Source organism: Rudanella lutea DSM 19387 (assembly GCF_000383955.1).
In the GTDB taxonomy this organism is placed as follows: domain Bacteria; phylum Bacteroidota; class Bacteroidia; order Cytophagales; family Spirosomataceae; genus Rudanella; species Rudanella lutea.
This window is the reverse complement of sequence record NZ_KB913013.1, coordinates 5373295-5396288: the sequence shown is the minus strand read 5'-3', so window position 1 is coordinate 5396288 and position 22994 is coordinate 5373295. Positions and strand designations below refer to the sequence as shown.

Sequence of the window (22994 nt, the reverse complement as noted above, 5' to 3'; positions counted from 1 at the left end):
TCCGACATGAAAAAGACTTCTTTCTATAAATCCATTGCTCTAGCTACGGTCATCGCCGTTGGTGGCCTCACTGCCTGCCAGAAGTACCTCGACGTAGCGCCTATTTCGCAGTTCGACAACGAAGCCGTTTTCTCCCACGTGAGCAACGCCACCCTCGCCGTACTGGGGGCCTATGACCTACTCTCGGGCGACCCAACCTACGGGATTCGTATCAGTATGTACTACCCGTATGATACCGATGAGATGATGACGAGCGGCTCGCTCGACAACGGTCGGCGGGGAATTGCCCGGTACAACCTGCTGGCTGGTAACACGGAGCTGGCCAGTTCGTGGAATGCCCTATATCAGGGTATCGAACGGGCCAACCTCTGCATTGCCCAGATCCCGAAAATGGCGCAATACAACAACGGCACCGCCACCGAACAACGTGAGCTCCGGCGGTTGCACGGCGAGGCCCTGACCCTCCGGGCACAGTACTACCTCGAACTGATTCGTACCTGGGGCGATGTGCCTGCGCCGATGACGCCCTCGTACACCCAAACCGACCTGTTTCTGGCTAAAGAAGACCGCGATAAGGTGTACGATAGCCTGCTCGAAGACCTCCGCGTAGCCGCCGACATGCTACCCTGGCGTACCGAAGCCGGTGCCCGCAACGAACGCATTACCAAAGGAGCCGCCAAAGCGCTGCGCGCCCGCATGGCCCTCTACCGGGGTGGTTTCTCGCTTCGGCGCGACACCAGGCAGATGGAACGCCGGGCCGACTTCGCGAAATACTACCAGATTGCCCGCGACGAGACGTTTGCCATTATGCAGCGCCGGGATCAGCACACGCTCAATGCCAACTTCGAAACCCTGTTTAAGCAGTTCGTCAACGGGATGCAGCCCGACCCGGCCGGTGAAATTATGTTTGAGGTAGGGTCGGCCGGTGGGTCGGCTCAATCGGACAGTAAGCTTGGGTATTACAACGGTCCCCGGCTCGATGCAGCTTCGCGGTTCGGTCAGGGCGGAGGGGGTATAAACCCCTTGCCCACGTACTTCTACGCCTTCGACTCGACCGATACCCGCCGTGACGTGACCATCACGCTGTATCAGGTAGCCGCTAACAACAACAAAAGCCCCCAACGCCTGACGACCATCACCGACGGTAAATTCCGGCGCGACTGGCGGGGTACGTTGCTGCCCGGCACGGCTCAGAACCTCGGCTACAACTGGCCCATTATCCGGTTTGCCGACGTACTGCTGATGTTTGCCGAGGCCGAAAACGAGCTTAAAAACGGCCCTACCGCCGAAGCCATTGCCGCCTTTGAAGAAGTACGCAAGCGGGCGTTCCGGGGAAACCTCAACCGGGTAGGCACTACACCCACCACCAAAGCCGCGTTTTTCGACGCTATCGTGAACGAGCGCTACCTGGAGTTTGGGGGCGAGGGTATCCGCAAGTATGACCTCATCCGGTGGAACCTGCTCAAGACCAAAATCGACGAGGCTAAAGCCAACCTGACCGACCTGCTGAACGCCCGGGGCCGGTACGCCAACGTACCGCAGTACATCTACTGGCGTCAAAACGGCGAAGAATATCAGCTGTTCAGCTCGCTGTACCGGCCCAGCCCCTCAACGGGTCAGATTACCGGCTGGACCCGCGTCGACTGGCGGCAGAACGTAACCGCTACGTACATCACCTCCATTGCGCAGTATTTCACGCCCAACAAGAGTGAGCTGTTTCCGATTAATCAGCAGGCCCTCGACGCCAATCCCAACCTGAAACAGGATTATGGGTATTGATTCGGAAAAACAGGGTATCGGGATGAACAGCACACGAAACCGTCAGACGCGCCGGTCAACAGTAGGGAGGTTGGAAGCCGGGCGTTTCTGGCGTGGCTCGTGGCTGCTTGTTCTCGGTCCCTTGTTTCTCTTAGCCTGTTGCCTGCCCAACCAAGCATCTGCCCAGCCTACCGTAGATACGGTGGCTGAGCGGATGCTCCTTTACCAGCGAGCCAACGGCGGATGGCCGCAACCGGGCGGCAACCGGATCGACTACGACAAACCGTTGAGCAAGGCCACCCAGAAAACATTGGCTGCCGAACGCGACCGGCTCGACACGACCATTGACGACGGGGCTACCACCCGCGAGATAAACTACCTCGTGAGTGCCTACGCCAAAACGGGAACCCCAGCCTACCTTCAGGCCGCCGAGCGGGGTATTGCGTTTCTCCTGTCGGCTCAGAACCGGGCAGGTGGATGGCCCCAGTTTTATCCCGATTCGAGTAAGTACCGGGGACAGATCACCTACAACGACGGAGCCATGATTGATGTCCTATGGGTGATGCACCGCACCGCAACGGGTCAGAATGGTTTCGATCGAGTCTCGCCCCGGTTGGTGCCACAGGCTCAGACGGCCGTAAAACGAGGCATCGATTGCATTCTGAAAACCCAGTACAGGCAAGGCGACAAGCTCACGGTCTGGTGCGCTCAGCACGACCGCCGGACCCTTCTACCCACCAAAGCCCGGGCGTTCGAGCTACCTTCGCTGAGCGGCAGTGAGTCGGTCGGGATTGTGCAATTTCTGATGCAGCAGGACAACCCCTCGCCCGAAATCAAAACAGCCATTCGGTCGGCGGTAGCCTGGTTTGAGCAAGTTAAGCTGGTGGGAATCGCCGTGAAAACTATCAATGATTCAAACCAGCCGTCGGGCCGCGATCAGGTTGTGGTGCCCGATTCGGGCTCTACGCTTTGGGCCCGGTTTTACGATCTGGAAACAAACCGGCCGTTTTTTACGGGCCGCGACAGTGTAATAAAATACAAGCTGGCCGATATCGAAAACGAACGACGGGCTGGATACGGCTGGTACGGAACCTGGCCCGCCCGGCTGCTGACCAAAGACTATCCGAACTGGGTAAAAAAATGGGGAAACTAATACGTAACCGCCTGTCTGGCGGAATTTGGATTTTCGGCCTGAGCCTGCTGTTGGCGTCGGTCGGTTATGCCCAGAAGAAACGGATTACGGTGGCACAGGACGGTTCCGGCGACTACCGCACGGTGCAGGAAGCCCTCCGCACCGTACCGGCAAACAACGGGAGCCCGATCACGATTTTTATCAAAAAGGGCGTTTACAAAGAGAAACTTACCCTTGACTCAACTCAGCATTTCGTCACGCTGATTGGGGAAGACAAGCAGAGCACCATCCTTACCTACGACGATTTTTCGGGTCGAACTGTCACCCTGCCGTCGGGCGTCTCGCAAAAGCTGACGACCTCCACTTCGGGCTCGTTTTACATCTTCGGCAACGATTTTCGGGCCGAAAACCTCACGTTCGAAAACACAGCCGGGCCCGTGGGGCAGGCGGTTGCCGCCTTCGTTACGGGCGACCGGGTCGTGTTTGTCAACTGCCGGTTTCTGGGCTTTCAGGATACACTGTACACGGGCAGTCCCCGGCACTGGGGCCGACAGTACTACAAAGACTGCTACATCGAAGGTACCACCGATTTCATCTTCGGGTCGGCTACGGCGATCTTCGACCATTGCACTATTTTCAGCAAAAAAGGCGGTCAGTACGTGACGGCCGCATCGACGCCCGAAAACCGGCCGGTTGGCTATGTGTTTCTGAACTGCACCCTCGTGGGCGATGCCCCCACGGGCAGTGTGTACCTGGGCAGACCGTGGCGCAACTTTGCCAAAACGGTGTTTATCAACAGTCAGCTGGGCGAGCATATTCACCCGGCGGGCTGGCACAACTGGAACAAACCCGACGCGGAGAAAACCGCCGTTTACGCCGAGTACAACTCCAAAGGGCCGGGTGCCGCCCCGCAGCAACGAGCCCCGTGGACGAAACAATTGACCTCTACCGAGAGAGACGGGTACCGCCCAAAGGCGGTATTCGGGGGCGATACGAGCTGGCTGAAGGCCCGGCGCCGATAAGCCGTATCCGGTTTGCGTTGATGCGCCTTTGTAGGCCATCCAGCTCCGAAAACCAATTTTTGCCCGGCTGCTCACGCACGAAGCCGTATATTTGCGGGCATGACGAAACCAGTACTTGTTTTAAAATTCGGAACCGCGTCCATTACCAAACCCACGGGCGAGCTCAACGAGCCCGTCATGGTCGATATTGCCCGGCAGGTAGCCGCCCTTACCCCCCATTACCGTATTGTACTGGTCTCGTCGGGCGCGGTGGGTGCGGGCAAATCGTTTATCCGCAATTATCAGGGCGACATCACCCAGCGTAAGGCAGCCGCAGCCGTAGGCAACCTCTTGTTGCTCAACATTTATAGTCGCTTTTTCGGGGTTTACGGGGTACGGATTGCCCAGAGCCTCTGCGAACGGCACCACTTTGCCCACCGCGATCAGTTTCTGCAACTGAAACAAACCTACGACGAACTGTGGGCTAATGATATTATTCCGATTGCAAACGAAAATGACGTCGTCAGCAGCCGGGAGTTGAAGTTTTCGGACAATGACGAACTGGCTACCCTGCTCGCCGTTGGGTTTGGGGCACAGGCGTTGCTGCTCTGCACCTCGGTGGGTGGCCTGCTCGACAACAACGGGCAGATTATCCGGCACGTACCCACCCTCGACGAATCGGTATTCCGGGTTGTCCGCACCGACAAGTCGTCGTTGGGTTTGGGCGGTATGTCGTCTAAGCTCACGTTTGCCAAGCTCGCTACCCGACTCGGCGTACCCGTAGTTATTTTCGGGTTGAACGAGCCCGACGGGATTCAGAAAGCGGTAGAGGGCCATATCGGGACGCGGTTCGATGCCCAGCCGGCTGGCCTTTCGGCCCGCAACCGGTGGCTCGGTAGTGGCAGCCTTGCCGTAGGTCAGCTACAGGTCGATGCGGGGGCGGTGCGGGCGCTTCAACGTCGGAGTAGCCTGTTGGCGGTGGGTGTGGCTCAGGTACGGGGCGAGTTCGAAGCCGGTGAAGTGGTCGAAATTCTCGATCCCGAGGGTCAGGTTGTTGCCGTTGCCAAAGCCCGCTTATCGTCGGAAGTACTGATTCAAAACCTTCAGCAACAAAACGTGGAAGCCGCACACGCCAATGATATTGTGCTGTTGTGATGCATTCCTCCCTTTTCCTCCGTTTAACCCGCTTTTAACTCACCCTTAATATCCGTTTAAAGGTAAGTGTAGAGATTTGGTGTCGAGTTGGCTTTGTGTCAACCAAACTCTACGTATGGAAACCTCTGTTCTTATCGTATCTGCTTTCGCCAGCCTGGTGGTTCCGTGGCTGCAAACGCGAGGGCGGGCCTTCTTCGAAGTGTTTGTGCATCTGCTGATTACCCTCACGGTTGGCTCACTCACCATCCGGGCCTTAAGTGGCGGAGGAATGCTTCTTATTCCGTTTATGGAAAATTGGCCCCATTCGCCCCTGATGCACCTGAGTCACCTCCGGGTGTATAGCATGTTGGCCATCAGCCTGACCACGCTTTTCACCGTTTTTGCTTTAGACCGTCGACTAATCTGGATGTTGCCCAGTCCAACGGGTCATTCACAACCGTTTGTCGGAACACCGGTCTCCTGCCTGTTTGGGATCTGGTTTCACGTTGCAGCCGTTTGCTTTCTGGCACTGGCGTAGGTGAATAATTGATTGGTAAAAGAATGGATAATGGACAGTGTATAATGAATAATGGATAAGCTGATAATCAACAGTATTTTCCATTATACATTATACACTTTTCATTACACATTATACACTTTTCATTACACATTCACCTATTTCCAAATAACCTCAGATGTAGCCAGCGCTGCCGCAGCCATCAGGGCAAGGCCAATGGCCCCTGTAGCGAGTAAAATCCCGCTCATAGCCCATCCTTTACCCCGAAACTCATCGCGCCGACGGGTTATTTTGGCTAATCCTGCCACACCCAGCAGAATCGACGCCAGCGGCACCATTACAGCCAGCACCCACACCAGCCCTGAAGCCGTACCAAACAGCACCAACCCCTGCGACAGAACTCCGCCCACCACCGAAGCCTTGGCTAGGCCCGGCACCCGACGTTTGGTTGTGGGTACGGGCGCTTCGTGCCGGGGCGCAAACTCCGTAACCGTCGGGTTGCTTTTCACACTCAACTCCCGCAGCCAGGCTGCCCGCTTCGGCTCGCGGGCCTCGGGGTTGCGCACATGATGGGCTTTGGGTCGGTAGGCGGGCGAATGGGCCGGGCCTGCGTCTGCCGCAATGGCTACCGTGGGTTGGGGGGCTTCATTCCGTTGAACCGTAGCGGGTAGGGTGTCGGTCCCAATTGGCCCGACCTCCTGCCGCTCCGTTGTCAGTCGGCTGTGAGCCGGTCGCTCATGCTGAACAATGGCGTAGTGGGTCGGTTGGCAGCCCACCGCGATCATGCCAAGGCCGATCGTTGCCAGACATGAAGCCATGCGGGCAAGAGCAGGAAAGGAAAGCATGCAGAAGTAAAGTTTTACAATAGGGTAGTATACAAGACGGTTTTCGTTGGGAAAACTACCAAAAGCACCCTAATTTTGCAACGATTTACAGAAGTTCTTTTTCTTATCGGTAGAGTTAATAGGATTTAGGCGGGATGATTAATAGACGATTGCTCCGAATTAAGGTCATGCAGGCGGTGTACGCCCTTCGGCAGGCTGAACTTTCCAACCAGCAAATAGCCCTCGACGGGATTGCTGAAAACTTCCAGCCCGACCTCAATTCGATGCAGCCCCAGGACAAACGTCAGCTGGAAGGACACCGAAAACTGGCCTCGGTGCTATTTGAAGAGGCCATCAAAGCGAACCAACCCGCTGAGGATGAAGATGCTCCCACTAAGGTACTAAAAGCCGCCAATGATGGACTGGTGTACTACCGACGCCGGGGTCAGAAAGACCGCACCCACCTCGCTCAAATGATGATTGATGAGGTACAGGGCATCTACGACGACTATCTCCGGGTGTTATTGTTGCTGGTTGAGCTGGGGCATGCGGCCCAAATTGATAAGGAGCGGCAGTACCGGGATGTTGACGAGGCCCCCTTTCCGTTTGAGTCGACCCTGTACGACAACTCGGTGGTGAAAGCCCTGGCGGGCCATCAGCCCCTGACCAACGAGGCCGTTCGGCGGAATGTAAACTGGACCGACGACCTGCTGTTTGTGCGTAAGGCCCTGAAAGAATCGCTCAAACAGGATGCAACCTACCGTGCTTACTGCGAAAAACAAACCCACACGCCCGACGAAGATCAGGCTCTGGTGCAGTATGTGCTGCGGACGCTCATTTTCAAGCACGAGCTGATCCGGGATTTCCTGGCCGAAATTGACCTGAGCTGGACCGAAAACAGCGAGGTAGTGCGCGGAATGGCCATCAAAACCCTCAAATCGGTGCAGACGATGGATGGCCTCAAGCTCGAAGCCCTCACCGACGACTGGGAGGAAGATCTGCTGTTTTTGAACACGCTCTTCAATAATGTGCTCGACAACGACGGGCAGTACGAGCAATTGCTGGCGGATCAGCTCAAAAACTGGGATGTGGAGCGGGTAGCCATGCTCGACCGGATTATCCTGAAACTCGCTGTGTGTGAACTGATGAGCTTTCCCGGCATTCCGGTGAAGGTGACCATCAATGAATATATTGAATTGGCCAAAGCCTACAGTACACCGAAAAGCGGTAAATTTGTAAACGGAATTTTAGACAACCTGTCCACCAAACTCCAGAACGAAGGCAAACTTCGCAAGAGCGGACGGGGACTTTTGGACAATAAATAAAGTTTACAGTTTTCTGTCTTCAGTTTTCAGTTATTCTACTGACTGAACTGAAAACTGTAAACCGAAAACTGTAAACTCATTTTCATAATGAACAAAACTGGCCGTGACTTAGCCCTCTTCCTGACCGGTGCCGCAACTGGCGCCATTCTTGGACTTTTATACGCCCCCGACAAAGGCGAAGTAACCCGCGACCGGCTCTCGTACCGACTGACCAAGTACCGCGATCAGCTTCAGCAGCTGGTTCAGGACCTGCTCAACTCGGCCGACCTGCCCGAAAATTTCCAGAAAAGCGAAGGGCAGCGGGTAGTCAACGATGCCCGCGAGAAAGCCGAGCGGCTGCTGGAAGACGTAGACCGGCTGATGGCCCAAATCAAGCAGCAGAACGCATGAAACAGGTAGCGTATCTGGTCATGCTGGCGGGCTTGTGCCTGGGGCAGGTTGCGTGCGACAACCGTAAGCAGGGTGAAGCGTCGCAACAGGCTGCCACCGGTAAAATGCCCAAAATGGAGTTTGCCGATCAAGGCGTGTACGACTTTGGGACCATTACCGAGGGCGATACCGTGGAGCACAACTTTGCCTTTACCAACACCGGTGAGTTTCCGCTCATTATCAACAACATTACGGCTTCGTGCGGGTGTACCACGCCCGAGTGGCCCCGCGAACCCATTGCGCCCGGCCAGAAATCGTCGATCCGGGTTCGGTTCGACAGCAAGGGTAAAGTAGGTGCGCAAAATAAAACCGTCACGGTTTTTGCCAATACCGAACCGGCCATGTCGGATCTTCAGTTTCGGGTGATGGTCAATGCCAAAGCAGGTGCCGATTCCACCAAATCCTAATCAAGTCTGAATTCTACCATGCACACAATTCTCGCTCAGGCGGCTCCCAATCAAACCGTGTTTACGGTGCTCCTCTATGCCGGTATCATTGGCGTATTTTGGTTCTTTATGATCCGGCCGCAGCAAAAAAAGCGGAAAGAGCAGCAGTCGTTTATTGAAAACCTCAAAAAAGGCGATGCTGTGGTAACCATTGGCGGACTGCATGGCCGGGTGGTTTCGGTTGAAGACACCACCGTGACGCTCGAAGTAGACCGGGGGATCAAGATCGTGTTTGAAAAGACGGCCGTTTCGCGCGAGGCCACGGCCAAGTCGCCGGAAAAAACCGCTTAAAATCGAATTTCTATTCGTTGTCGTTGGTAGTCCTTGTCCATACCGGTCGTTTCGGCGATCGAAGCAGACAACGACTACCAATGCCTGTTTTTTACTATTTCTGTGGCCTCTCCCAACGCTTCAACCCGTACGTTTCAGCCCATTAAGCTGCTGGCCTGCGTACTGGTAGCCGGTTTGTTCTGGCTCCTCAATGCACTGAACAAAGACGGATACTCGCTCAACGTGGAGTTTCCGGTTCGGTTTGTGTACAACGATTCGATGTACGTACCGACCTCGCCCCTGCCCAAAACGGTGATGGTCAACGTGTCGGGCAATGGCTGGAACCTGCTGGGCCATTCCTGGATGCCTTTCCGAACGCCGTCGGTCGATTATGTGGTCAGAAGCCCCCTGCGCGAGTCGACGCTGAACACCTCGGCCATGACGGCCTCGCTGTCGGAACAGATCAAAAATCTGCGCGTCAACTATGTTATTGCCGATACGCTCGAACTGGGCTTTGAGCAACGCATGACCCGCACCATACACCTCGTGCCCGATAGCCTGCACCTCGACATGGCCCCCCGGTTTGTGGTCACAAGCCTGATCAATATTCGGCCCGAAACGATCACGGTAGAAGGTCCCCGCCGACTGATTCAGGGCCTTTCGGATACGTTGCTGGTGCGTATTCCGGGTAAGCGCATCGCTGACAATTACGACGAGGAGGTGCCCATCAATCATTTCCGGCACCCCCTGCTTAAGGCAAGCGCTAACCGCGTATCGGTCAGTTTTGAGGTTGGTGAATTGCTGTCTACGCAATGAAAACACCCCTGCAAATCGGTGTTACGGGCGGCATTGGCTCCGGGAAAAGCCTTATTTGTGCGGTATTTGGGGCATTGGGCGTACCGGTGTATGCCGCCGACGACCGGGCCAAATGGCTCACCGAGCATGACCCTATCCTGAAAGCCGATATTGTTCGGTTGCTGGGGCCAGAAGCCTACACCCCCCTGGGGCAGTATAACCGGCAGTGGGTAGCGAGTCAGGTGTTTCAGAACCCCGAACTCCTCGGGCAACTCAATCAGCTGGTGCATCCGCGCGTGATGGCCGACACCGCCCGGTGGGTGGCGCAACACGCCCACCATCCGTATGTGGTGAAAGAAGCGGCCATTATGAAGCGCGCGGGCGACCACAACACCCTCGACAAGGTGGTGGTAGTACAGGCACCTATGGACCTGCGCATTGCCCGGATTCGGCTCCGCGACCCGCAGCGTTCCGAAGCCCAGATTCGGGGAATCATTCAGAATCAGATGTCGGACGAGGACCGGGCCGCCCTCGCCGACTATATTCTGATCAACGACGAAACTGCCCTCCTGCTCCCGCAAATTATAGCCCTGCACGACCAATTCAGGGCGGGCCGCTGACTCATGTACCGCCCCGTTTCAGTACCGCTTCAAAATCTTCCTTACTGCCCCAGTGCCAGACGGCCGTTGTGTTCGTAGAGGAGCTTACTGCCTGCGTTCAGGATTACTTTCTGCGCCCTGTACAGGCCATTGGCGGGGACTGTAACCGAGTGATTGATGTACACGGCATCGGATGCGTCGGGTAGGCGCGTACACGACCAGATGGTGGGGTCATCCCAGCGACCGGCGCGTATGGTCGTGAGCGGGCCGGGGGTGTAACCCGGCGGTACGCCCGCTCCTGAGCCATTGACCGTAATCGGCTCGCCCAGTTCCCCTATCACAGCGGGCGAAGTCGACCGAACGCGGAGCCGGTAGCGGCCGTTGGCCCACGACGGCAGCGTGACCGGAATCAGGTTACCCGTACCGCTGCCCACCGTAGCCAGGGCGCACCCCGACTCGCTCACCAGATCGACCTCGTAGGTATTGTCGGCGCGCGTAGGTACCGCCGATAGTAAGGGGACATTGACCGACTGACCGGGCGAGGTCACAAACGGGAAAACGTAGCCCGTTGTGAGCAGAATGGGGCGCGTGGGCAACGAGGGTTGTACGCTGGTAAAGAAGGCGTCGCTCAGAGTCTGACTCCAGATGTCGGCCAGACGAATACAGTCCTGCCCCCCAAAATGGACATGGAACGCATCTTCGACCCGGTAGTCGGGATAAATGAGCCCATCGGTTGCCGGGCCGGGCCAGTTGTTGGGTTGCGAAGCCAGAATATTCTGGGCCTCAATAATGTTGGGGTCGGTTTCATGATTGACATATTCGGCCCCAAACGAAGCGTGCAGATACGACACCCGCGACACCACCCAACCCAATTGGCTGAACCCCGACTGCTGCCGGGTGCGGTTGATCACGAAACCGATCTGCGAAACGTACTCATCGCGGGTGCGGTAGTAGTTATCACTCTCGCCCTGGTGCCAGAGAACAGCCCGCACGCCCGTCCGCTTGAGGTAATGCAACATAGCCGACCCCAGAGCACGGTACGGCGCATTACGGTTGTAGTAGCCGTTGCCAACATTTTGCTCGCCGGAAGCAGCCGCAAACCAGTCGGTTGAGCGAGACCCCGGATGCGAGCCCCCAAAAAACATAACTGGTACCCCTAAACGTTGTACCAATCGGTCGCCCAGAGCCCCCCACATGAACACAGGAGCTGCCGGAGCCATGCCACTCTGCCCCCCGGCTCCCAGCGTTGCCGCCACCGCATTGAGGGTGAGTTCGTGTTCTTCAAAATTGCCCGGGCCATTATAATAGGCATTGGGTTGCAGCACCATCGACACCCGATCTTCGAGGGCTTGCCCCTCCACAAAACTGCCACCCCAGGAGTTCGACTGGCCCGATACCACGAATACTTCGCCCACGCCCACACGGCCTACGTAGGCCGCACCAATCTCGGCAAACCCGTTGAACGCCTTAACATCCAGATCGTACCAGCCTCCCACGATGTCGAGGGCAGCTCCCTGAAAGGTACCATTGTCCGGCGCACCGTCGAGTACAAACCAGGGGGTCGATGTGCCACCCTGCCGGGCGCTGAGCCGGGCCTGAATTTGGGTGGTGTTGGCCGGGCACCGGCCGGTGATATATATGGTTGCCCTATTGGCGTTGCTGCGTTGAAATACGAAGCGGGAGGTGGGAAACGTGACGGTTACCTGAGCATACAGGGCCTGCGAAAGCCCCACGATAATAACAACCGTACGAAGAAGTAAGGTAGAAATTTGATTCACTTGATTCAGGATGTAGTTGTGGTGGTACATAGTAAGAACAAAGTGCCCTTAACTAAACGCAAAGTTACTACTTGCTTTAAAAACCATCGCTCCGGCGATTCTGTTTAAAATCCCATACTTTTGCAGTATGAAGTTCAGCGATTACAATATTGCCCCGGAGGTGAAGCAAAACCTGGAAACGTTGGGTTTCAAACGTCCTACAGATATTCAATACAAGGCCATTCCGCCTATTCTGAAAGGCGAGGATGTGCTGGCCATCGCCCAAACGGGCACCGGCAAAACGGCGGCCTTCGCCATCCCGATCATCAGTCAGTTGCACCTGCGCAAAACGTCCTCGCGGGCCGAGGGAATCCGGTGCGTGGTGATGGTGCCGACGCGCGAACTGGCGATTCAGATTGCCGAAGCGTTTACGGAACTGGCGCGCCATACCCGGGTGCGGATTTACGCCGTGACGGGCGGGGTGGATCAGGACCCGCAAATTGCGCGGCTCGAAAAAGGGTTTGATATTCTGGTTGCCACACCCGGCCGGGTGTTTGATCTGGTGCATCAGGGCCACCTGCGGCTCAACCGGGTCGAAATGCTCGTGCTCGACGAAGCCGACCATATGCTCGATCTGGGTTTTATCAAGGATATCCGCGATCTGATCCGGCATTTGCCCCGGCAGCGGCAAACGCTTTTTTTCTCGGCTACCATCGACGAGACGATTAAGAAGCTGGCGTATTCGCTGGTCCACAACCCCATCCGAATCCAGATTTCGCCCGATAACCCGGTCAACAAAAACATTGACCACGCCATTGCCTTCATGGAAATGGACGACAAGCGTTTTTTTCTGGAACGTCTGATCAACGAGCACCCCGAGAGCAAACTCCTTGTTTTTGTCCGGACCAAAGTGCGGGCCGAGCGGGTATTGAAGGCACTCGAACGGGTGGGGCTACGGAGCCAAACTATCCACGGCGACAAAGATCAGCAGGACCGGTTGCAGGTGATGCGCGAGTTTCGCCATGGCACGGTGAAAGTGCTCATTGCTACCGACGTAAGCGCGCGCGGCATCGACATCCCGAACGTGGATTACGTGGTCAATTATGACCTACCCGAGCAACCCGAAAACTACGTACACCGCATTGGGCGCACGGGCCGGGGTACCAGCAAAGGCAGGGCGGTGTCGTTTTGCAGCCCCGAAGAAAACCCCCTTCTGGCCGATATTGAAGACTACATCGGCGGGCCCATCGACCGGGTTATTTTCTCCGACGACGAGCGGCAGCTTACCCGCGACATTAGCCCCGAAGCCAGTTTCAACCTCAAAGCCTTACTGAAAGAAGTGGCCGAGTTTGAAGAAAACGGCAGAAAGAAAAAGAAAAACAAGAAGTAGGAGTTCTTGCTTTATCCCGCAAAGCCGGTGTAACGTCGATACCAGACCGTTACACCGGCTTTTGGTTTTGTACGGGCTCGCTGCCTATACGTAGAAGTTACCGTTCGATAAACTCGTAGCTCGATTATCTCTGATTATCAACGCATCAGCTTGAACGCAAAAAAATAGCGAGTTGCATCACAACCCTTTGGTTAGTTTAAGAATCATTTGTCCAGATAGACAAACACACTCCTATCTTTTTGTATGACAAACCTTTCCAAATCCACCCTTTTCGGGATGTTGTTGGTGCTGCTGAGCGTAGCATCAGTATGGGCGCAAAGCGCGCCAACGGTACAATGGCGTGTTGATCTGGGACAGCCCCCCACGGTAGCAAAGGTCGTTAACGCACCGGGAGGAGAGTATTTCGTTCTTCTCACCCCTCGATTTGGTAGCTCAACGTTGGCACGGTTAACGGCTGACGGGCAGTATCAGCCTATTCGCACCCTGCCTAACTCACCTGATACCTATGAGGCCAATCAGCTTATCAGAACACAGGACGGTGGCTTTTTGATTAGCGGTAACGTTAACCGTGACGGATTCAATGCTCGAGGCTTTATCACCAAGTTAGATGTGCAGGGAAATACCGTTTGGAATACGGTCCCGGACCCATTGCCGTTGGTGCCCGGCATACGCCCTACGAGTTACAGAAATACATTTCTGCTGGAGCGTTCCGATTACTACGTGAAGTTCACAAACATTGGAAGAGGGATTGTTTCAAGTGCATTTCGCCAGCACTTTGACAAAAATGGCCGAGAGCTTACATTCGGACGAACACCGGTCGATAATACTCTGGCCTACGCAGCTTCCACAGAATTTGTGAGCGACCTTGCCGAAGCTGTCGATGGGGGGATTCTTGTCGGATTTGGAAATGGCTTTACAAACCTCAGGAAAATCACAGATACCGATACCAGTTTTGCTCTGCCCGGCTACCCCGGCCCATACCCCAACAATTGGACACGGGCAATTACGCCTACGGTTGCCCGCGATGGTTACTATGTAGCGAGCAGCCAGAAAATCAGCAAAATAAACCCCAGCGGTTATGAAGTCTGGTCGGTCAATCAGGCCGATATTGGAATTTCCAACCCATATAAATTATTGGCAGAACCCAACGGCGTAACCTTCGTAGCCTTTAGCGCGGGCAGAGTGGTGTTGCAAAAGCTGAGCCTGTCAGGCACCCCGCTCTGGCAGGTTGATGTGACCGACGGAGGCCCCTCCGACCTCTTGAAAGCGTCTGATGGCGGGTATATCGTGGCCACAAATACCCCCCGGTTCATCAAGTTCAGCCCCGAACAAACCACCAGTAATTTTGCTCTGACGTCCCCCAACTACGACTGCAATACGGGCCAGCTGACCCTCAACACCTCTGGCGGCAACGGCTCGGCCATCGAGTACCGCATAATCGGCCTGCGCGACTGGGCAGCCAGCAACAGCTTCTCGGTACCCGCCCATCAGCGCAACGGCACCACCTTCAACCTGGAGGCCCGTCAGAATGGGCAAATGATTTCGGTAGGGTTCACCACCGCCTGTGGCACTACCACCCCGCCCCCAAGTACCACCACCACTCCGCCCGTTAATCCACCCGCCAATAGCTTTGAAGTACGTGCCAGCTACGACTGCAACACCGGTCAACTCAGCGCGGTGGTCAACAATCCCAATGGTAGCGTTGAGTACCGTGCCGCCGGTCTGCGTGATTGGTCGGGTAACAACAACTTTCTGGTACCCACCTGGCAGCGCACCAACACCACCTTTAAGATCGAAGCTCGCACCAGCCTGGGCGCTTACACCAGTACCGACTTCACCACGGCCTGCGGGACTACCGCACCGCCCGTCGCCCCACCGGTGACACCTCCTGCGGGAACGGCGCTGCGGTTTGAAACGCCAGCGTTTTACTGCGAAACGGGCCTGCTGCGGCTCATCACGAGCGGGGGCGATGGTTCGCTGGTGGAGTACCGCATCCCCGGCCTACGCGACTGGGGCCCGACCGACTTCACGGTGCCTACCTATCAGCGGCAAAGTACCACCTTCACCCTATATGCGCGCCAGAGCGGTCGCGAAATCAGCACCACCTTCACGGCCAGCTGCCCCGCCAACGCGCGTTTGGCCAGTGCCGAAACAGGCCGGAACTGGCAGGTGACACTGCTGGGCAATCCCGTGGAAGATCAGGTACAGGTGCGCCTAACGGGTGCGGCAGGCCAAACGGTTGTGCTTCGGATGAGTGACGCCACGGGCCGAATCGTGGCAGAGCGGGCGGTGCAGATGCAGGCTACCGAGCAAATCGAGACGCTGCGCATAGGCGGTTCAGCCGGTGTGTATCTGCTGGGAGCCGTGTGCAACGGTCAGCAACAGACGCTGAAAGTAGTGAAGAAATAGAACGAGTGTAGCCATAAAAATACCCCGATCTGTATAAATTCAGATCGGGGTATTTTTATGGCTGGCGGGTGTCCAGAACGTTCAGGATTAGCACCTCTTTCTTTTCTTCAACTACGGTATATAGCAACCTGTAATAAGGCTTAACCCGTATTAGCCTTAGACTGGAGTATCGTTCGTGCTGAATACCCAAATACGGAAAAGCACTGAGTTGATCGGCAACCTTTTGTATTTCATCCGCCAGGCGACTTGTGACACCATCTTCCCAATGTTCCAACATGTAATCCAGAATCGCCCGAATCTCATCTCTGGCATTTTCGGTCCAGGCTATCGTGTATTGCATTGCTTGATTAGCGTAAGAATATCATCCGTAGTGTATGTTTTTTGTTCGCCTACGCTTGCTAGTGACTTTTCAATTTTAGCCAATACTTCAGGTGAGTTAGGATCAAAGTCGCCTTCCCCTCCTCCATATTGCTCATTCACAAAGGCATAAACCTGCAACAGTTGCTCGTCGGTCAGGTCTTCAATGCGTTGGTGAAGTTCAGCTTTTAGTTCTCGTGCTGACATGGCGTTGGCTGTTTCGTTTCTGGAAATTACGAAAAGTTGCGGATTTTATTGAGTGTAAGGCAGGTTCAACATAGGCAGATAGTTGAGGGCGTTTGGTCGGAATAACAAAAAAGGCCTGTTTTACCCCCACTTTGCCCCACAACCTACTTCGCAACCGGCTTCTGATCCAGGTTATCCGTCCGGATATCCTCGGTCACGTCGACACGAGCGAAGGCCCATTCCATCTTTTGGGCATCAAACGCGCCCTCGTTTTTGGCCAGCCAGATAGTAGCCACGCCATTACCAATAAAGTTGGTGATACTGCGGGCTTCGGACATAAACCGATCGACACCCAACAATAGGGCCAGTCCCTCCACCGGAATCACTTTAATAGCCGTAAGCGTACTCGCCAGCACCACAAAGCCACTGCCGGTAACCCCGGCGGCCCCTTTCGAGGTTACCATCAGAATACCAATGATGGTGAGCATTTGGGCCACCGTCAGCTCTACGCCGAACACCTGCGCCAGAAACAGCGTCGCCATGGAGAGGTAAATGGTTGTTCCGTCGAGGTTGAACGAATACCCGGCCGGTACTACCAGCCCCACCACCGAGCGGGCACAGCCCATACGCTCCAGCTTTTCCATCAGGCTCGGCAGGCCCGCTTCCGACGATGAGGTGCCCAATACAATCAGCAACTCCTCCCGGATATACCGCAAAAACGACCACAGCCGGACGCCCGCATGACGCAGAATGAACCACAACACCACAAAAATGAACAGGGCCATGGTGATGTACACGGTCAGCATCAATTTGCCCAACGGCAACAGGGTGGCCAGGCCATATTTACCAATGGTAAACGCCATGCCACCAAACGCGCCAATCGGCGCCAGTAGCATAACCCGATGCAGGGCTGTAAAGACCACCTTAGCCACCCGGTTCAGGACCGGGACAACCCGTTCGCGCCCACTGTATCGGCTCAGGACAATGCCGGTCAGAATAGCCACAATCAGCACCTGCAAGGTTGAATTATCACCCAAAAACTTGAGCCAGCTGAAGGCTTCCGCACTTTTGGTGTATTTGCTGATGTCGCCCCCTTTGACGGCCGCCGTACTCACGCCTACCCCCGGCTGAATGACGTGAGCGACTCCGATACCAATCAGCAGGGCCAACGTGGTGACTACCTCAAAATACAACAGGGCTTTGGCCCCCACTTTACCGACTTTTTTCAGGTCGCCCATGCTCACAATACCGAGCGTGATGGTCAGGAAGATGATCGGATTGATAAACAACTTGACCGTGCTGATAAAAATGCCGCTCAAAAACTCACTGACGGTAGCCCCAATGGTCAGCTCCTGCCCCATAAACCGGGCTTTGAGCGGTTCGTCGAGAACGGGCATCAGGGCCAGGTCGGGCCGGTAATGGCCAAGGAGAATACCGGCCGTAATGGCCGTAAGTACCCAAAACGTCAAGTTAGTCAGCAGCTTCATGAGAGCGGTTTACGAGGCTAATCACCGCAATTACGGTTATTCACACAACCGAAACAACCATCCCATACTGAGGCTATCATACCTGCCTGAAACACACTCCACTACCCAAACCGCCCATAAACGTTGCTCCGGTTTCACTTGAGAAGGCATCACCTTCCGTTCAAACATTGTTTTGGCGACTTCATCCGTTTCAGGTTGCCCGGCCCTCTGTTCCCATCGTAGATTGAACCAAACAACACTACTTCTGAACATGACCACTTCTGCTCCCCTTACCCTTTCTCCGACCGTTGCTGCTACCCGGGCCCCGCGCATCGAAACGGTTGACGCCCTGCGCGGGGCGGCCCTCTTTGGCATCCTGCTCGTTCATGCCGCGCAATGGTTTGCGGCCGGCCCACTGCCGGGTAGCGTTTATGGGGCACACGCGAGTGGCGTGGGCAACACGATTACCCAAACAATTGTCGGCATTTTCTTCGATGGTAAATTCTACACCTTTTTCTCGTTTCTGTTCGGTCTGAGCTTTGCGCTCATGCTCACCCGCTCCACCGATTCGCCGGGCCGTTTTTATGCCCGTTTTGCCTGGCGATTGGTTATCCTCGGCGCCATTGGTCTGCTACACCATGCCCAATGGCGGGGCGATATTCTGTCGATCTACGCCATGCTCGGTTTTCTGATGCTCCCGTTCGGCCGGCTGTCCAACAGGGTAGTGCTGATCGTTGGTTTGTTGCTTGTCGCCAACCTGCCCAATCGGGTTCAGTCCGTGTACAACGCCATTGCAACAGCGCCCGCCAAGGCCCAAGCTGGACAACCCCCTCAAAATTTCGAGAAAGAAGCGCAGGCCTATTACGATCTGCTGACGAAAGGCAGTTACGCGGCTCTTGTTGAGTCGAACCTGAACGCCTTCGACGATAAAATGCAGTTTCAGATCGATAGCGGCCGCATTTACATTACGCTGGGTTTCTTCCTGTTGGGTCTGTACGCCGGTCGTCGGCGACTGTTCCAAAAAATAGGCGAAAACAAGCGGCTGTTCCGTCAGCTAACCCGATCCTGCGGATTTGGCGTGCTGGCCATTATCCTTCTATTCCTGACCGCCATCGCCATCATCGGCCAAAACAACCAGCCTCCCAAGGCCATTGATCTGACATTGGGCTTTCTCTACGATGTGGGCAACTCCGCCCTGACGATCTTTTACATCACGGGCCTGACCCTGTTGTTTCAGCGTGCCAACTGGCAAAAGATCGTCCGGCTGCTGGCATCGGTCGGCAAAATGGCCCTGACCAGCTACATCCTCCAGACCGTGATCGGGTGCCTGTTATTTTTTGGGTACGGCCTGGGGCTACTCGGCAAAACCGAACTTTGGCAGGCGGCATTGCTCACGTTCCCCATTCTTTTTGTGCAGATCCTGTTCAGTCAGTGGTGGTTAGCGCGGTTCCGGTACGGCCCGCTCGAATGGCTCTGGCGGTCTTTAACGTACGGGAAAGCGCAACCTATGCGGGTGTAACAGGTGCCAAAGCAGCAAATGCCGTAGTGTGATCGGGGCTTCAACCTGATCACACTACGGCATTTTTTATGGAAATGGCTGACGCGCGTGAGCAACAAATGACGTTTTGTCTGCAAATACTCGCCAACCACTCTTTTTTACGCCAAAATGTCCTGAATAACACCTCGGCCCGGCATTTGTTGTTAACAGTTTACAACGACCAACGACCAACGAACAGTGAACAACGAACAGTTATTAGAGAACGGTTGCTTGTACGTTGTTCGTTGTCCGTTGATCACTGTTAACTGAAACCGGCCATGAACTTTAACAACTATACTATTAAGGCGCAGGAAGTCGTGCAACACGCGGCTCAGATGGCGCAGGGCAACGGGCAACAGACTGTCGAAACCGGCCATGTGCTCAAAGCCATTCTGGAAGAAGACCCCAACACGGTCGGATTTCTGGCCAGGAAACTCGGCTCCGATACGAAAAAACTGACCCTGGCACTCGACGCTATTGTAAACGGTTACCCGAAAGTATCCATCAGCGGTGGTTCGCAGCAGGGTATCTACCTCGGCAACGAGTTGAATGCGGCTTTGCAACGCGCACAGACGCAGATGAAAGACTTTGGCGACGAGTTCGTCAGCGTCGAAATGATGCTGCTGGGCCTCGTGGGCGGTAAAGACGCCGTCGCTACCCTCCTGAAAGACATTGGTTTTACCGAAAAGACCTTAAAAGATGCCATTCGCGAACTGCGTGGCAAAAACAACCCTGTGAAAGACCAAAATGCAGAAGCCACGTACCAATCGCTCGAACGGTACGGCATTAACCTGAACAAGCGCGCCAGCGAGGGCAAAATTGACCCCGTTATCGGTCGCGACGAAGAGATTCGGCGGGTGCTTCAGATCCTGAGTCGCCGGACCAAAAATAACCCGATGCTGCTGGGTGAGCCCGGCGTCGGCAAAACCGCCATTGTCGAGGGCCTGGCCCAGCGGATCGTGCAGGGCGACGTTCCCGAAAACCTCAAGTCGAAGATCATCATGTCGCTCGACATGGGTCTGCTCGTGGCCGGTGCCAAGTACAAAGGCGAATTTGAAGAGCGCCTGAAAGCGGTTATCAAAGAAGTGACCGACTCCGATGGTGAAATCGTACTCTTTATCGATGAGATTCACACGCTTATTGGCGCGGGCGGTGGTGGCGAAGGCGCGATGGATGCCGCCAACCTCCTAAAACCCGCCCTGGCTCGTGGCGAATTGCACGCCATTGGGGCTACCACGCTGAAAGAATATCAGAAATACATTGAGAAGGATAAGGCCCTCGAACGCCGGTTCCAGGCTGTGATGGTCGACGAACCCGACGTACAGGACGCCATCTCGATTCTGCGCGGTATCAAGGAGCGCTACGAGCTGCACCACGGGGTTCGCATCAAAGACGATGCTGTGATTGCCGCCGTCGAACTCTCGAACCGCTACATCTCCGACCGGTTTTTGCCCGACAAGGCCATTGACCTGATGGACGAAGCCGCTGCCAAACTTCGGCTCGAAATCGACTCCGTTCCCGAAGAACTGGACGAGCTGAACCGGCGCATTATGCAGCTCGAAATTGAGCGCGAGGCCATCCGGCGCGAAAACGATAAAGACAAAGAGACGCTGTTGAGCAAGCAGATTGCCGACCTCAACGAGCAGCGTAATGCGCTGAAAGCCCGCTGGGAAACCGAGAAACAATCGGTCAACGAAAGCCGGACGCTCAAAGAGCAACTCGATACCCTGCGTATCGAAGCCGAGCAGGCCGAACGGGCGGGCGACTACGGCAAAGTAGCCGAGATTCGCTACGGCCGCATTCCCGAAATCGAAAACCGGCTCAAGACACTTACGAGCGACGGACAACCCGCCGATGGGGCCGACCGCATGCTACAGGAAGAGGTGACGTCGGAAGATATTGCCGAAGTAGTGGCCAAGTGGACCGGGATTCCGGTAAGCCGGATGTTGCAGTCGGAGCGCGACAAGCTGCTGTTCCTCGAAGCCGAACTGGGCAAGCGGGTGGCTGGTCAGGAAGAAGCCATTCAGGTAGTGGCCGATGCCGTACGCCGGAGCCGCGCAGGTATGCAGGACCCCAAACGGCCGATTGGTTCGTTTATCTTCCTCGGCACCACCGGGGTCGGTAAAACCGAGTTGGCCAAGGCGCTGGCTGAGTTTTTGTTCAACGACGAGAACGCCCTGGTCCGCATCGATATGAGCGAGTTTCAGGAACGCCATGCCGTAAGCCGGTTGATTGGTGCCCCTCCGGGCTACGTGGGTTACGACGAAGGCGGTCAGCTGACCGAGGCCGTTCGTCGGAAACCCTACTCGGTGGTTCTGCTCGACGAAATCGAGAAAGCGCACCCCGACGTGTTCAACATCCTGCTGCAAGTGCTCGACGATGGCCGCCTGACCGACAACAAAGGACGCGTGGCCAACTTCAAGAACACGATCATCATCATGACATCGAACATCGGCTCGCACATTATCCGCGAGCGCTTCGCCGAGATCAACGACCGCAACGCCGATCAGGTGATTGAAAGCACCAAAGATGAGGTGTTCGAGTTGCTGAAGCAGACGGTTCGGCCTGAGTTTCTGAACCGAATCGACGAACTGGTGATGTTCCAGCCGCTGAGCAAGCGTGAAGTGCGCAAGATCATGGACATTCAGTTCCGGCAGATTCAGCACCGGCTGGCCGAGCAGGGTATTACCCTCGAAGCCGATAATGAGGTGCTCGACTTCATCGCCCGTGAAGGCTTCGACCCGCAGTTTGGTGCCCGACCGCTGAAGCGCGTCCTGCAACGTCGCATTCTGAACGCCCTCTCGAAAGAGATTCTGTCGGGTCGGATTCAGAAAAACGCGATCGTGGGCATGATGCTCAACGAAGACGAAAACGGCAAAGAGGACATCATCTTCTACAACCTGGACAAGGTGGTGCCGATACTTCAATAAATATTCAGTTATAAATACGCAAAACGCCCGGCCATATGGCCGGGCGTTTTGCGTATAAACCGATACACTTTGCATCAAAAATACAACATAAGCTACTTAAGGCAATTTCACTTTCACCTAAGTAAGCCGCTTAATAAATACACGCATCTAAAATTTTCGCCTACACTAGTTATAGTACATATTTGTAAAGTGTCTCTATACTAACACCTGTATAGACAAATAAACTTAATTAAGTATGAATATACACATCTTTATTAGCATTGCACCCGTCATTGAAGACTACCCGAACGGGTAGTCTTCAATGACAGCCTTAAAAACTACCTATCGGGATAGTTAGTCACCTTCGCACCTCATGTAAGTTTGCTAGGTCACAAGATTACTTAATTTCTACTTGTTCAGGAAAAACATGTTCACCGTCGCTACGAACCTACAAGCTTCTTACAAAACTACTTAAGTAACAAGGCTTTATATTCTCACCAATTCACTGGTGAAAAAGCAAAAATTAAGTTTACCAAAATTGTTACGCAGTAACCACGAGTTCGTCTAAGAGCAAGACAAGTAGCCAACTTAGCAACAGAACCAATTTTCAAAACTATGTCCAAACATTTACAATTGGATACGTCGCCGGTCGACGTGTTCTCTTCTCAAAAAAAGCATACCTTCACACGACTCTTCACGGGTTTCGTGTTACTACTGGTTAGCTTATTTCTTTGGCCGACGCAACAGGCAAAC

Annotated in this window: 20 protein-coding genes; 15 read left to right on the top strand and 5 right to left on the bottom strand. The window is 55.0% G+C overall.

From position 1 onward, the window contains the following. Window positions 1-6: 6 nt before the first annotated feature. The 5 genes from RUDLU_RS0122140 (at window position 7) to RUDLU_RS0122120 (ending at window position 5563) form a co-directional block, all read left to right on the top strand. On the top strand, window positions 7-1779 hold the full coding sequence (locus RUDLU_RS0122140; protein WP_019990624.1) for a RagB/SusD family nutrient uptake outer membrane protein: 1773 nt from the start codon (window positions 7-9) through the stop codon (window positions 1777-1779). After that, window positions 1769-2911 carry a pectate lyase gene (gene pelA / locus RUDLU_RS0122135; RefSeq protein ID WP_019990623.1) on the top strand — a complete coding sequence of 381 codons (1143 nt, stop codon included), beginning with the start codon at window positions 1769-1771 and terminating at the stop codon, window positions 2909-2911. The genes RUDLU_RS0122140 and pelA overlap by 11 nt, the downstream gene beginning before the upstream one ends. Further along, window positions 2899-3912 (top strand): pectinesterase family protein, encoded by a 1014-nt coding sequence (locus tag RUDLU_RS0122130; RefSeq protein ID WP_019990622.1) that lies wholly within the window; start codon window positions 2899-2901, stop codon window positions 3910-3912. Before pelA ends, RUDLU_RS0122130 begins: the two co-directional genes overlap by 13 nt. 99 nt (window positions 3913-4011) lie before the next feature. Then, the gene (proB, locus tag RUDLU_RS0122125; protein ID WP_019990621.1) at window positions 4012-5046 is read left to right on the top strand and encodes a glutamate 5-kinase; all 1035 of its coding nucleotides are present in this window, start codon (window positions 4012-4014) and stop codon (window positions 5044-5046) included. 115 nt (window positions 5047-5161) lie between these two features. Beyond that, a complete protein-coding gene (locus RUDLU_RS0122120) occupies window positions 5162-5563 on the top strand; it encodes a hypothetical protein (protein WP_019990620.1) in 402 nt (133 codons plus the stop codon). A gap of 137 nt (window positions 5564-5700) precedes the next feature. On the opposite strand, the gene RUDLU_RS28940 is transcribed toward RUDLU_RS0122120, so the two are convergent. Next, entirely contained in the window at window positions 5701-6387 is a 687-nt protein-coding gene (locus RUDLU_RS28940) for a DUF4190 domain-containing protein (RefSeq protein WP_052316756.1), read from the bottom strand. A gap of 167 nt (window positions 6388-6554) precedes the next feature. On the opposite strand from RUDLU_RS28940, the gene nusB reads away from it, so the two are divergent. From nusB to coaE, 6 genes are all read left to right on the top strand, one after another. Further along, on the top strand, window positions 6555-7691 hold the full coding sequence (gene nusB, locus RUDLU_RS0122110) for a transcription antitermination factor NusB (protein ID WP_019990618.1): 1137 nt from the start codon (window positions 6555-6557) through the stop codon (window positions 7689-7691). An 87-nt stretch (window positions 7692-7778) separates the two neighbouring features. Next, window positions 7779-8081 (top strand): YtxH domain-containing protein, encoded by a 303-nt coding sequence (locus RUDLU_RS0122105; RefSeq protein ID WP_019990617.1) that lies wholly within the window; start codon window positions 7779-7781, stop codon window positions 8079-8081. Further along, a complete protein-coding gene (locus RUDLU_RS0122100; protein WP_019990616.1) occupies window positions 8078-8527 on the top strand; it encodes a DUF1573 domain-containing protein in 450 nt (149 codons plus the stop codon). The genes RUDLU_RS0122105 and RUDLU_RS0122100 overlap by 4 nt, the downstream gene beginning before the upstream one ends. Before the next feature lie 18 nt (window positions 8528-8545). Further along, window positions 8546-8857, top strand: coding sequence for a preprotein translocase subunit YajC (yajC, locus tag RUDLU_RS0122095; protein WP_019990615.1), 312 nt, complete (start codon window positions 8546-8548; stop codon window positions 8855-8857). A 102-nt stretch (window positions 8858-8959) separates the two neighbouring features. Beyond that, window positions 8960-9652 carry a YbbR-like domain-containing protein gene (locus RUDLU_RS0122090; protein ID WP_342663156.1) on the top strand — a complete coding sequence of 231 codons (693 nt, stop codon included), beginning with the start codon at window positions 8960-8962 and terminating at the stop codon, window positions 9650-9652. Beyond that, window positions 9649-10251 carry a dephospho-CoA kinase gene (gene coaE / locus RUDLU_RS0122085; protein ID WP_019990613.1) on the top strand — a complete coding sequence of 201 codons (603 nt, stop codon included), beginning with the start codon at window positions 9649-9651 and terminating at the stop codon, window positions 10249-10251. Before RUDLU_RS0122090 ends, coaE begins: the two co-directional genes overlap by 4 nt. Window positions 10252-10292: 41 nt before the next feature. On the opposite strand, the gene RUDLU_RS27975 is transcribed toward coaE, so the two are convergent. Further along, a complete protein-coding gene (locus RUDLU_RS27975; RefSeq protein WP_169578067.1) occupies window positions 10293-12008 on the bottom strand; it encodes a sialate O-acetylesterase in 1716 nt (571 codons plus the stop codon). Between the two features lie 127 nt (window positions 12009-12135). Here RUDLU_RS27975 and RUDLU_RS0122075 point away from each other — a divergent pair, with 127 nt between their 5' ends. Further along, entirely contained in the window at window positions 12136-13377 is a 1242-nt protein-coding gene (locus tag RUDLU_RS0122075; RefSeq protein ID WP_019990612.1) for a DEAD/DEAH box helicase, read from the top strand. Between the two features lie 243 nt (window positions 13378-13620). After that, entirely contained in the window at window positions 13621-15786 is a 2166-nt protein-coding gene (locus tag RUDLU_RS0122070) for a T9SS type A sorting domain-containing protein (protein WP_157580349.1), read from the top strand. Between the two features lie 55 nt (window positions 15787-15841). Here the strand turns inward: RUDLU_RS0122070 and RUDLU_RS27970 are convergent, their stop codons facing one another. From RUDLU_RS27970 to RUDLU_RS0122055, 3 genes are all read right to left on the bottom strand, one after another. Continuing rightward, window positions 15842-16126: a type II toxin-antitoxin system RelE/ParE family toxin gene (locus RUDLU_RS27970; protein WP_019990610.1), complete on the bottom strand. Its 285-nt coding sequence runs from the start codon at window positions 16124-16126 to the stop codon at window positions 15842-15844. After that, window positions 16111-16350 (bottom strand): hypothetical protein, encoded by a 240-nt coding sequence (locus RUDLU_RS0122060; protein ID WP_019990609.1) that lies wholly within the window; start codon window positions 16348-16350, stop codon window positions 16111-16113. Before RUDLU_RS0122060 ends, RUDLU_RS27970 begins: the two co-directional genes overlap by 16 nt. Window positions 16351-16493: 143 nt before the next feature. Further along, window positions 16494-17816 (bottom strand): cation:dicarboxylate symporter family transporter, encoded by a 1323-nt coding sequence (locus RUDLU_RS0122055; RefSeq protein WP_019990608.1) that lies wholly within the window; start codon window positions 17814-17816, stop codon window positions 16494-16496. Between the two features lie 250 nt (window positions 17817-18066). Here RUDLU_RS0122055 and RUDLU_RS0122050 point away from each other — a divergent pair, with 250 nt between their 5' ends. After that, window positions 18067-19314, top strand: coding sequence for a DUF418 domain-containing protein (locus tag RUDLU_RS0122050; RefSeq protein WP_019990607.1), 1248 nt, complete (start codon window positions 18067-18069; stop codon window positions 19312-19314). A gap of 296 nt (window positions 19315-19610) precedes the next feature. Beyond that, entirely contained in the window at window positions 19611-22262 is a 2652-nt protein-coding gene (gene clpB / locus RUDLU_RS0122045) for an ATP-dependent chaperone ClpB (RefSeq protein WP_019990606.1), read from the top strand. The last annotated feature ends 732 nt before the right edge of the window (window positions 22263-22994 follow it).

Excerpts from the sequence above, each read along its gene's own strand:
- RUDLU_RS0122140 (WP_019990624.1), top strand. The coding sequence starts at position 7 with ATGAAAAAGACTTCTTTCTATAAATCCATTGCTCTAGCTACGGTCATC.
- pelA (WP_019990623.1), top strand. The coding sequence starts at position 1,769 with ATGGGTATTGATTCGGAAAAACAGGGTATCGGGATGAACAGCACACGA.
- RUDLU_RS0122130 (WP_019990622.1), top strand. The coding sequence starts at position 2,899 with ATGGGGAAACTAATACGTAACCGCCTGTCTGGCGGAATTTGGATTTTC.
- proB (WP_019990621.1), top strand. The coding sequence starts at position 4,012 with ATGACGAAACCAGTACTTGTTTTAAAATTCGGAACCGCGTCCATTACC.
- RUDLU_RS0122120 (WP_019990620.1), top strand. The coding sequence starts at position 5,162 with ATGGAAACCTCTGTTCTTATCGTATCTGCTTTCGCCAGCCTGGTGGTT.
- RUDLU_RS28940 (WP_052316756.1), bottom strand. The coding sequence starts at position 6,387 with ATGCTTTCCTTTCCTGCTCTTGCCCGCATGGCTTCATGTCTGGCAACG.
- nusB (WP_019990618.1), top strand. The coding sequence starts at position 6,555 with ATGCAGGCGGTGTACGCCCTTCGGCAGGCTGAACTTTCCAACCAGCAA.
- RUDLU_RS0122105 (WP_019990617.1), top strand. The coding sequence starts at position 7,779 with ATGAACAAAACTGGCCGTGACTTAGCCCTCTTCCTGACCGGTGCCGCA.
- RUDLU_RS0122100 (WP_019990616.1), top strand. The coding sequence starts at position 8,078 with ATGAAACAGGTAGCGTATCTGGTCATGCTGGCGGGCTTGTGCCTGGGG.
- yajC (WP_019990615.1), top strand. The coding sequence starts at position 8,546 with ATGCACACAATTCTCGCTCAGGCGGCTCCCAATCAAACCGTGTTTACG.
- coaE (WP_019990613.1), top strand. The coding sequence starts at position 9,649 with ATGAAAACACCCCTGCAAATCGGTGTTACGGGCGGCATTGGCTCCGGG.
- RUDLU_RS0122075 (WP_019990612.1), top strand. The coding sequence starts at position 12,136 with ATGAAGTTCAGCGATTACAATATTGCCCCGGAGGTGAAGCAAAACCTG.
- RUDLU_RS0122070 (WP_157580349.1), top strand. The coding sequence starts at position 13,621 with ATGACAAACCTTTCCAAATCCACCCTTTTCGGGATGTTGTTGGTGCTG.
- RUDLU_RS27970 (WP_019990610.1), bottom strand. The coding sequence starts at position 16,126 with ATGCAATACACGATAGCCTGGACCGAAAATGCCAGAGATGAGATTCGG.
- RUDLU_RS0122060 (WP_019990609.1), bottom strand. The coding sequence starts at position 16,350 with ATGTCAGCACGAGAACTAAAAGCTGAACTTCACCAACGCATTGAAGAC.
- RUDLU_RS0122055 (WP_019990608.1), bottom strand. The coding sequence starts at position 17,816 with ATGAAGCTGCTGACTAACTTGACGTTTTGGGTACTTACGGCCATTACG.
- RUDLU_RS0122050 (WP_019990607.1), top strand. The coding sequence starts at position 18,067 with ATGACCACTTCTGCTCCCCTTACCCTTTCTCCGACCGTTGCTGCTACC.
- clpB (WP_019990606.1), top strand. The coding sequence starts at position 19,611 with ATGAACTTTAACAACTATACTATTAAGGCGCAGGAAGTCGTGCAACAC.